General features: G+C 38.7%; 7 protein-coding genes and 1 tRNA gene. 5 read left to right on the top strand and 3 right to left on the bottom strand.

Annotated features, from left to right (window positions below):
• Positions 1 to 129 precede the first annotated feature (129 nt).
• On the bottom strand, positions 130 to 696 hold the full coding sequence (locus CVS92_RS08585; RefSeq protein ID WP_107789170.1) for a YbaK/EbsC family protein: 567 nt from the start codon (positions 694 to 696) through the stop codon (positions 130 to 132).
• A 64-nt stretch (positions 697 to 760) separates the two neighbouring features.
• Between CVS92_RS08585 and ung the strand changes: the two genes are divergently transcribed.
• Positions 761 to 1,453: a uracil-DNA glycosylase gene (ung, locus tag CVS92_RS08590; protein WP_107789171.1), complete on the top strand. Its 693-nt coding sequence runs from the start codon at positions 761 to 763 to the stop codon at positions 1,451 to 1,453.
• Between the two features lies 1 nt (position 1,454).
• Here ung and CVS92_RS08595 read toward each other — a convergent pair whose 3' ends face one another.
• The gene (locus tag CVS92_RS08595) at positions 1,455 to 1,748 is read right to left on the bottom strand and encodes a hypothetical protein (RefSeq protein ID WP_107789172.1); all 294 of its coding nucleotides are present in this window, start codon (positions 1,746 to 1,748) and stop codon (positions 1,455 to 1,457) included.
• An 80-nt stretch (positions 1,749 to 1,828) separates the two neighbouring features.
• Here CVS92_RS08595 and CVS92_RS08600 point away from each other — a divergent pair, with 80 nt between their 5' ends.
• The 3 genes from CVS92_RS08600 (at position 1,829) to CVS92_RS08610 (ending at position 5,447) form a co-directional block, all read left to right on the top strand.
• Positions 1,829 to 2,359 carry a pyridoxamine 5'-phosphate oxidase family protein gene (locus tag CVS92_RS08600; protein WP_107789173.1) on the top strand — a complete coding sequence of 177 codons (531 nt, stop codon included), beginning with the start codon at positions 1,829 to 1,831 and terminating at the stop codon, positions 2,357 to 2,359.
• 20 nt (positions 2,360 to 2,379) lie between these two features.
• Positions 2,380 to 3,546 carry a replication-associated recombination protein A gene (locus CVS92_RS08605; protein ID WP_234398736.1) on the top strand — a complete coding sequence of 389 codons (1,167 nt, stop codon included), beginning with the start codon at positions 2,380 to 2,382 and terminating at the stop codon, positions 3,544 to 3,546.
• A gap of 482 nt (positions 3,547 to 4,028) precedes the next feature.
• Positions 4,029 to 5,447: an alanine/glycine:cation symporter family protein gene (locus CVS92_RS08610; RefSeq protein WP_103580661.1), complete on the top strand. Its 1,419-nt coding sequence runs from the start codon at positions 4,029 to 4,031 to the stop codon at positions 5,445 to 5,447.
• Between the two features lie 74 nt (positions 5,448 to 5,521).
• On the opposite strand, the gene CVS92_RS08615 is transcribed toward CVS92_RS08610, so the two are convergent.
• Positions 5,522 to 5,597, bottom strand: a tRNA-Val gene (locus CVS92_RS08615).
• A gap of 186 nt (positions 5,598 to 5,783) precedes the next feature.
• Here CVS92_RS08615 and CVS92_RS08620 point away from each other — a divergent pair.
• Positions 5,784 to 6,011, top strand: a complete 228-nt coding sequence (locus CVS92_RS08620) for a hypothetical protein (RefSeq protein WP_159070359.1) — start codon at positions 5,784 to 5,786, stop codon at positions 6,009 to 6,011.
• The last annotated feature ends 146 nt before the right edge of the window (positions 6,012 to 6,157 follow it).

Below are 6,157 nucleotides of genomic sequence, written 5' to 3' on the forward strand. Positions count from 1 at the left end.
ATTTTAAGATTATGCCTGATAATATTTGTTCTTGAAATGAATTTAGCAATTTCTCGTCTTTGCATTATTTAAATTCATTTTTCTCCCGACAATATTTAGTGCTAGGAAGTGGTTAGCCTAGCACTTTTTTTATTCTGCAAAATTTATTAGCGTTGGTCGTACTATCTTCGTATAATCTTTTGTATTTAAAATGATCGATCTATCAAGTAGTCCAGCATTAAATGCGATCTCATCGTTTCTTTGTAGCAACCTTTCATCAACTACGATGTGTAAATTTTTATGAAAGCTAAACGGTGGCACCGAACCAAAAACACAATCTGTCAATGCCAAAACTTCATCTGGACTAGCTAGGCTTGCTCTTTTGCCGTCAAATTTTTGTGTCAAGCTATCAAGATTTGCTTGCATATCGGCTGGCAAAATAGCCAAAATATAAATTTTACTAGCCTTCATCGCTGGCTTTTCATCACTTAGCAAATAATCATTTAGCACATTTTCATCTTTAAAAATTTGCCTAATTTTTTCCTCATCTACCCCTTTTATAGAGCAAGCTAGAGCCTTTGCGCCTTGACTCATCTTTGTTCCTCTAAGTTTTGCCACCTCTTCTGAAGTGGTCGCACTCTCATGATTTAGAACTTTAAATTTGGCTTCATTCTTGCTAAGAAGCTCATATATCTTATTAAAAATTTGCTCAGACACAGCTCTTTCCTTTAGATAAATTTTAGTTAAAATTATACCGCTAAAACTTATAAAAGGCAGGAAAATGCAGATAAATTTAGACGACATAAAGATCGAGCCAAGTTGGAAAGAGGTGCTAAAAGATGAGTTTTTGAGTGAAAATTTCGCACATATCAAAGAAAATTTCTTAAAAGCAAAGAGTGCTGGCACCGTCTATCCACCAAGTACGCTTATATTTAATGCATTTAATCTAACGCCTTTTCACTCTGTCAAGGTCGTCATCCTAGGTCAAGATCCATACCACGGCGCAAATCAAGCCATGGGATTAAGCTTTTCAGTGCCTAGTGGTGTGAAAGTCCCGCCAAGTCTTGTGAATATTTATAAAGAAATTTACGCCGATCTTGGCATAAAAGAGCCAAATAGCGGCGATCTCACAAAATGGGCAAAACAAGGCGTACTTCTATTAAACTCAACTCTTAGCGTTAGCGCTGGAGTGGCAAATTCCCACGCAAGCTTTGGCTGGCAGGGCTTTACTGACGCAGTTATAAGAAAGATAAGTGAAAATTTACAAAACGTAGTTTTCATGCTTTGGGGCAACCCAGCTAGAGCCAAAGCACCGCTCATTGACGCCAGCAAGCACCTCATCTTAGAAGCAGCACATCCAAGCCCACTGGCTCGTGGCGCATTTTTTGGCTGCCGTCATTTCTCAAAGGCAAATATCTACCTAGCAAATCACGGTAAAACGCCAATAGACTGGGATCTAAACGTAAAAATTTGATCTATTTTTTTAGATCATTTAAAAGTTTGCTTGTCTCTTCAAGCTTTCTTTTGCAAAATTTCTCATCTTTGTTTTGCAAAATTATGGCTTCTTGGCCGCTTTGTCTTTGTTTAAACTCATCAAATTTAAGCTCAAAAAGCCTTAACGCCTTTTCATCGTTTGCGAGTCGTTTGCTCTCTTTGACATAAAGCTCGTCAAGATAGAGCCTACTTTGCTTGATATATTCATTGCAAACATCGTTTGCATGGACTAAATTTACACCCAGCAAAAGGGCAAAGATAGCTATTTTTTTCATGTTTTTCCTTGAAATTTTTGCGTTATACTAGCCTTTAAGCACTTAAATTTTAAAATGCTCTTTCAAAAAAAGGATAAAAAATGAGACGAAAAGATAGAGAGCTGAGCTGTGAAGATGGCCTAGAAATCATAGATGAATGCGAATATGCGGTAATTTCATGCGTGGATGATGAGGGAGAAATTTTTAGCGTACCGATCTCGCCTGTTAGAGTTGGTGAAAGCATTTTTATACACGGAGCTACCGCTGGCTGTAAAGCAAAACTGCTTCAAAATGGACGAAAAGTGGAATTTGTCTGCGTTAGTTTTAACAAGGTCCCGCATTTAAGCGAAAGTGAGCTAGATGCGATAAAAGATGATGGCAAGGCACTTGGAGGCAAGGTTTTTACGACTGAGTATAAAAGTGCTATCGCAAAAACTAGAGTTTACGAGATCACAGACGAAGCTAAAAAATATGAAATTTTAAAAATTCTCAGCCTAAAATATACAGCTTATGCGATGAACACCTTTGAAACAGCGGCTCAGTATGGGCTTGGCATCATAAAAATTTACGAGCTAAAGATAGAGAGCCTTAGTGCTAAGGCTAAAATTTTACCAAAACCAACAAAGGAATAAATTTGAGCTCACTTGCACTGATGTTTAGACCAAAAAGCTTAGATGAAATTTGCGGACAAAAGGCGGTTAAAGCGGCATTTTTAAAATTTATAGCCTCTAGCAAAATCCCACACTCCATCTTTTATGGTCCAGCAGGCTGTGGCAAGACGAGCTTTGCAAGGGCGGTGGCAAGTGGTGCAAACTACGACTTTTACGAGTTTGATGGCGGAAATTTAAAGATAGATGACTTTCGCAAAATTTTAAAAAACTATGAAAATGCCCTAAATAAACCGCTATTTTTTATAGATGAGATCCACCGCCTAAGCAAAACCCAACAAGAAGCACTGCTAATCCCTATGGAAAACTACAAAGCCCTAGTCATCGGCGCTAGTACGGAAAATCCCTTTTTCACGCTAAGCTCAGGCATAAGAAGCCGCTCGATGCTCTTTGAGTTTAGACCGCTTAGCAGTGGCGACTTTGAGGAGTTACTTGGCAAGATAAGAGAGCAAATTTCATTTAGCATAGACGAGGAGGCAAAGGAATATCTCTTTAAAAGTAGTGGCGGCGACGCAAGAGCTATGCTAAATTTACTAGAATTTGCCGTCACACTTGATGAAAATGTGAGCCTGGAAAATTTAAAAACACTGCGCCAAAACGCCCTAAAAGAGGGGGCAAAAGAGGATGACACGCACTACGAGCTAGCAAGCGCTTTTATAAAAAGTATGCGTGGAAGCGACGAAAATGCCGTCATATACTACCTAGCAAGACTCATCGATGCTGGTGAAAGCGCAGACTTTATCGCTAGAAGGATGGCGATATTTGCCAGCGAAGACATCGGCAATGCAAATCCAAATGCACTAAATTTAGCCGCCAGCACACTAAGTGCGGTAAAAGAGATAGGCTTTCCAGAGGCTAGGATAATACTAGCTCAGTGCGCCGTCTATCTAGCCAGCTCACCAAAGTCAAACTCGAGCTACAACGCGATAAATGCTGCCCTAAGATACGTGCAGACAGAAGAAATTTTAAAGATCCCGCCATATCTAAAAAATCACACAAAAGAGAGCAAAGACTACCTTTATCCGCATGATTTTGGCGGCTGGGTCGATCAAAAATACCTAGAAAAACCGCTCGTTTTTTACAAAAGCAAGGGCATAGGCTTTGAAAAAACGCTAAATGAGTGGCTAGAGAAAATAAAATCCAAGGGCTAAATTTTGGGCTTTACTCTGTCAATTTGAAAGGGCTGTTTTAAATTTAAAGATAGAATACGTGCCTTGGGGTAGATTAACGACGGCTTATAGCAGAGCAAGCGGATTTTCAGAAATTTTTAAACGGCTTTGGGCGGCGATTGGCGAGAAAATTTGACGCAAAGTTTGGCTACCAGCAAGTCAAACAGCGGACAAAATATGGCAAATCAGCAAATAACAATGAAGTAAAATTTAGCGTCAAAGCCTTTTAAACGCCTTTGATAAAATTTTTAGCAAACCAATAGCCAAATACGTTTTATCAAGTTATATCCACGCAATAAAGATTGCGAATTTCTCACAAAAGCCATCTAAAACACGCTTACCATGAATAAGCCAAAACTAGCACGAAATTTTAAGCCAAGCTAAAAAATTTTTCTTATTTATTCTAATTTTATATTTTTTTAAATATACTCGCTCTCTAAACTACACCAATGAAAGTCAAGAAAATGCCTACAAATTTTGCTGAAATTTTAAATAATTGTGTTGAAAGTATAAATTCATTTCTTTGGGGTCCATACTTCCTTATCGCCCTACTTTGCGGCACTGGACTATTTTTTACTATTAGGCTTGGGTTTGTTCAAATTTTTAAGTTTAAAATGGGTCTAAGAGAACTTTTTGGAAATTTCTCACTTCACGGCGAAGCTGCTGGCAAGGCCGGTATGAGCCAGTTTCAAGCAGTTGCAACCGCAATCGCCGCACAAGTTGGCACTGGCAATCTAGTAGGTGCGACAACAGCTCTTATCATGGGCGGTCCTGGAGCGATATTTTGGATGTGGTGCGCTGCATTTTTAGGCATGGCCACAAATTTTGCTGAAATTTGCCTAGCTCAAATTTACCGCACAAAAGATGATAGCGGGCACACGATAGGCGGTCCGGCATTTTATATAAGTCGTGGATTAAAGGGAAAATGGGCAAAAATTTTAGCTGGATTTTTCGCTATCGCTATCATCATCGCACTTGGCTTTATCGGCAATATGGTGCAAGCAAACTCGATCTCAGACGGCTTTAAAGGTGCCTTTGGCATACCTCAGTGGATAACTGGAGCTTTTTTAGCAATCGTCTGCGCAGTCATCTTTATAGGTGGCGTAAAGGCGATCGCAAGAGTAGCTGAAAAGATCGTGCCTTTGATGGCTTTACTTTATGTAGGCGTTGGACTGATCATTATCGCTTTAAATTTTCACGAAATTCCAGATGCAGTTTTGCTTATCTATAAAGCAGCATTTGATCCTTCAGCTGCGTGGGGTGGAGCAACTGGAGCTAGCATAGCAGCTGCGATGAGATACGGCATAGCAAGGGGTCTTTTTAGCAACGAAGCTGGCATGGGCTCAACTCCACACGCGCACGCCGCAGCTAATGTCAAACACCCGGTCGATCAAGCAGTACTTGGTATAATGAGCGTATTTGTAGATACTTTTATCGTTTTAAATATAACCGTTTTTGTAGTACTTACCGCAAATGTCATCAGCTTTGAAAACGGCAAGGCAGTCTTTACAGGTATCACCTTGGTGCAAGAGGCCTTTTCGTCGCACATATTTGGCAAAACTGGCGGTTATAGCTTTGTAGCGATATGCCTATTTTTCTTCGCATTTACGACCATACTTGGATGGTACTACTTTGCTGAGATCAATGTGCGCTACCTTTTTGGCGCAAAGGCGGTCAGGGCGTTTCAAATTTTGGTAGTCGTTTTTGTCTTTTTGGGAAGCTTGCAAAAGGTTGATTTTGTCTGGAGTCTAGCAGATATGTTCAATGGCTTGATGGTCGTACCAAATTTAATTGCCATCATCATTTTAAGCCCTATCGTGGCAAAGCTTTTAAAAGATCACGATGCTGGCAAAGAGTATGATGTGAAAGATTATTTGAAATAAATCTTTACCGCATCTTTATAAAATTTACTAATAATTATTTTTTAAATCCCTTGTTTAGGATGTTTTGTTAGAAGTGGTGGCCCCGAATGGACTCGAACCATCGACCACTACCATGTCAAGGTAGTGCTCTACCAACTGAGCTACGGGACCAAAGATTTGGGATTATATTTTATTTTCTATTTTATTTAGCTTAATTCTTTAGTAATTAAATTTATTTATAAGTAGTAAATGTAATGAATAAATTTAGAATTAGCTGACGCTTGCTTCGCAGTTATCGGTAAAGACGAAAACTACCTAAGTCAATATCTGCAACTCACAAGTTATCATAAAGACTCCTTGATAGCGATAAAGAGCCAAAACGTGCAAGCTGCCACTATGATGCAGGACATAGCACTAGCTTTGGAAATTACCTTGAATACTGGAAGCCAATATATAAAAATTTATGAAAATAAGATGTTGGAGCAAAAGATTGATACTAAGAAAAAAATTTTGAGAGATGATTATAACCCTACAAAAGAGGAAGATGAATTTTTAAAGCAAAAGGCTGATAGGAATAATACATAGTTAGCGGGGCGGAGTTTAAACTTTCCAGTAAATCAGGTAAGTACTTTAATCTTGCCTAATTTTATCTCTTACGTAAAGCTTTTTAATACAAATTTTATTATAAAGATATAGATAAATCTAAATTGGCAAAATTTATAGAAATACTA

The organism is Campylobacter concisus (assembly GCF_003048555.1).
Lineage (GTDB): Bacteria > Campylobacterota > Campylobacteria > Campylobacterales > Campylobacteraceae > Campylobacter_A > Campylobacter_A concisus_AO.

Bases quoted from the DNA above. Each gene is read 5' to 3' on its own strand.
- ung (WP_107789171.1), top strand. From the start codon at position 761: ATGCAGATAAATTTAGACGACATAAAGATCGAGCCAAGTTGGAAAGAG.
- CVS92_RS08595 (WP_107789172.1), bottom strand. From the start codon at position 1,748: ATGAAAAAAATAGCTATCTTTGCCCTTTTGCTGGGTGTAAATTTAGTC.
- CVS92_RS08600 (WP_107789173.1), top strand. From the start codon at position 1,829: ATGAGACGAAAAGATAGAGAGCTGAGCTGTGAAGATGGCCTAGAAATC.
- CVS92_RS08605 (WP_234398736.1), top strand. From the start codon at position 2,380: ATGTTTAGACCAAAAAGCTTAGATGAAATTTGCGGACAAAAGGCGGTT.
- CVS92_RS08610 (WP_103580661.1), top strand. From the start codon at position 4,029: ATGCCTACAAATTTTGCTGAAATTTTAAATAATTGTGTTGAAAGTATA.